This window comes from Fulvivirga aurantia, assembly GCF_009711475.1.
Classification (GTDB): domain Bacteria; phylum Bacteroidota; class Bacteroidia; order Cytophagales; family Cyclobacteriaceae; genus Fulvivirga; species Fulvivirga aurantia.
The window spans coordinates 1-3,137 of record NZ_SMMD01000482.1 but is presented as its reverse complement, the minus strand read 5'-3'; the positions used below and the strand labels follow the sequence as shown (position 1 = coordinate 3,137).

The window sequence follows — 3,137 nt, the reverse complement described above, 5'->3', positions numbered from 1 at the left end:
TTGTTGGTAAACCAAGTAAGTAACCAATCTTATTAGGTAATGACTTGAAATACCAAATATGTGCTACAGGGACAACAAGCTCGATATGACCCATTCTCTCTCTACGAACCTTCTTCTCCGTAACCTCAACACCACAACGGTCGCAGATAATACCCTTATAACGTATTCTCTTATATTTACCACAATGACACTCCCAGTCCTTTACCGGACCGAAAATTCTCTCACAAAACAAACCGCCCATTTCAGGCTTGTACGTTCTGTAGTTGATTGTTTCCGGCTGCGTAACCTCACCATGAGAACTCTCTAAAATAGACTCCGGTGACGCCAGGCTAATGGTAACCTTGGAGAAATCGTTGTTTAGTTTTTTATTTTTTCTGAACGACATAAGAATGATTTATTTGATGTCTATGAGCAGAGGTTTACGCCTCTGCTCATATAAAATTTTAATCTAAAGTAATTTCTAATGCAAGACCACGTAATTCGTGAACCAGAACATTGAATGATTCAGGAATGTTTGGCTTTCTCATGTTTTCACCTTTTACTATCGCTTCGTAAGCTTTAGCTCTTCCGATTACATCATCAGACTTAATCGTAAGAATTTCCTGAAGGACGTGTGAAGCACCAAATGCCTCAAGTGCCCAAACCTCCATCTCACCAAATCTCTGTCCACCAAATTGTGCTTTACCACCCAATGGCTGCTGAGTAATTAATGAGTAAGGTCCTATAGATCTAGCGTGCATCTTGTCATCAACCAAGTGACCAAGTTTCAGCATATAAGCGATACCTACTGTAACCGGCTGGTCAAATCTTTGACCTGTTAGACCGTCATATAAGTATGCTCTACCAAACTCTGGTAAGCCAGCTTCTTTAAGCTCAGCTGCCACCTCTTCCATGGAAGCACCATCAAAAATTGGTGTAGCGTATTTTCTACCCAACTCAAGGCCAGCCCAACCAAGTACTGTCTCATAAATCTGTCCAAGGTTCATCCTTGAAGGTACACCTAGAGGGTTAAGACAAATGTCAACCGGTGTTCCGTTTTCAAGGAATGGCATATCTTCTTCTCTCACGATTTTGGCTACAACACCTTTGTTACCGTGACGACCCGCCATCTTATCACCTACTTTCAGTTTTCTTTTCTTAGCTACATATACTTTAGCCAGTTGAACGATACCTGCCGGTAATTCATCTCCAACTTCGAGAGTAAATCTCTCTCTTTTGAAGTCTCCAGCGATCTCGTTACGCTTGATATTGTAGTGCTTCACAAGTCTCTGAACAAGTGTATTTGTTTTTTCGTCAGTAGTCCAATTGTCAAGGTTTACATCAGAAACAAGGTTCACTTCTTCAGGTACATTGTAAGTACTCTCATCCTTGTATATGTTCTTTTCAGGGAATAGATTTTGCTCAATATTTTTAGCAGAGAATTTTACTCCTTTGCTTATAAGCTCATCACCAAATTTGTGCTTAAGTCCCTGACTAGTTTTACCGCTTAACAACTTAGCAAGCTTATCGATCATTTCTGATCTCAAACCTAATAGTTGCTTACTGTACTTATTCTTAAGGATTTCAACTTCTTTCTTAGCCTTAGCTCTTAGATCTTTATCTTTTTTAGGCCTAGAGAATAGTTTTGTGTCGATAACCACACCTCTAAGTGAAGGAGGCGCTTTCATTGAAGCATCCTTAACATCACCGGCTTTATCTCCGAATATCGCTCTAAGAAGTTTTTCTTCAGGAGTTGGATCAGACTCACCTTTTGGTGTGATTTTACCAATAAGGATATCGCCTTCTTTAATTTCGGCTCCTACACGGATAATACCATTTTCGTCAAGATGCTTAACTGCTTCTTCACTTACGTTAGGAATTTCAGAAGTCAATTCTTCTTCACCTCTTTTGGTATCTCTTACTTCAAGTTCAAACTCCTCGATGTGGATTGATGTGTAAACATCATCTCTGACAACTTTTTCAGATATTACAATTGCATCCTCAAAGTTGTAACCCTGCCAAGGCATGTAAGCTACTCTTAGGTTTCTACCTAAAGCCAACTCACCTTTTTCAGTTGCGTAACCATCGCAAAGAGGTTGTCCTTTTTTAATTCTTTCTCCTTTCTTAACAATCGGAGTAAGGTTTATAGTCGTATCCTGGTTAGTTCTTCTAAACTTAATCAGGTCGTAAATCTTCTGATCTTCATCAAAGCTGATAAGTAGATCGTCTTCGTTCATATCATACTTAACCACAATTCGGTTAGCATCTACAAACTCAACAACTCCATCACCTTCTGCAAGTACCAAACCACGAGAGTCAAGTGCTACTCGACCTTCAAGACCTGTACCTACGATTGGAGCCTGAGGCTTTAATAATGGCACCGCCTGGCGCTGCATGTTTGATCCCATCAGAGCACGGTTTGCATCATCATGCTCTAAGAAAGGAATAAGTGATGCTGCAACAGATACAATCTGGTTAGGAGCAACATCCATGTATCTAATTTCCTTGGGCTCAACAACCGGGAAGTCACCTTCAAATCGAGCTTTTACTCTTTCATTGATGAAGTTACCATTATCCTTAAGTGGCGCGTTGGCCTGAGCAATGTTATGAGTATCTTCTTCTTCAGCTGTAAGGTACTTAACATCACCTGTCATATCTACTTTGCCTTTTTCTACTTCTCTGTAAGGAGTTTCGATAAAGCCCATGTGATTCACTTTAGCATGAACACATAATGAAGAAATAAGACCAATGTTAGGACCTTCAGGTGTTTCGATAGTACAAAGTCTACCGTAGTGTGTATAGTGAACATCTCGAACCTCGAAACCAGCTCTCTCTCTTGAAAGACCACCAGGACCCAGGGCAGACATCCTTCTCTTGTGAGTAATCTCAGCAAGAGGGTTTGTTTGGTCCATAAATTGTGATAGCTGGTTGGTACCGAAGAATGAATTGATCACAGAAGATAATGTACGCGCGTTGATCAAATCAACAGGCTTGAAATCTTCGTTATCTCTAACATTCATACGTTCTTTGATGGTTCTTGCCATTCTAGCAAGACCCACACCAAACTGCGTATATAATTGCTCCCCTACAGTTCTTACTCTTCTATTGCTCAAGTGGTCAATATCATCAACCACTGCTTTAGAGTTAATAAGACCGAT

Annotated in this window: 1 protein-coding gene and 1 pseudogene; both read right to left on the bottom strand. The window is 40.3% G+C overall.

Going from position 1 to position 3,137, the window contains the following annotated elements:
* Positions 1-385 (bottom strand): annotated as a pseudogene (locus E1176_RS03350) (DNA-directed RNA polymerase subunit beta'); the annotation flags it as partial.
* 58 nt (positions 386-443) lie between these two features.
* The coding region (rpoB, locus tag E1176_RS03345; RefSeq protein WP_155209162.1) for a DNA-directed RNA polymerase subunit beta at positions 444-3,137 on the bottom strand (2,694 nt) is incomplete at its 5' end.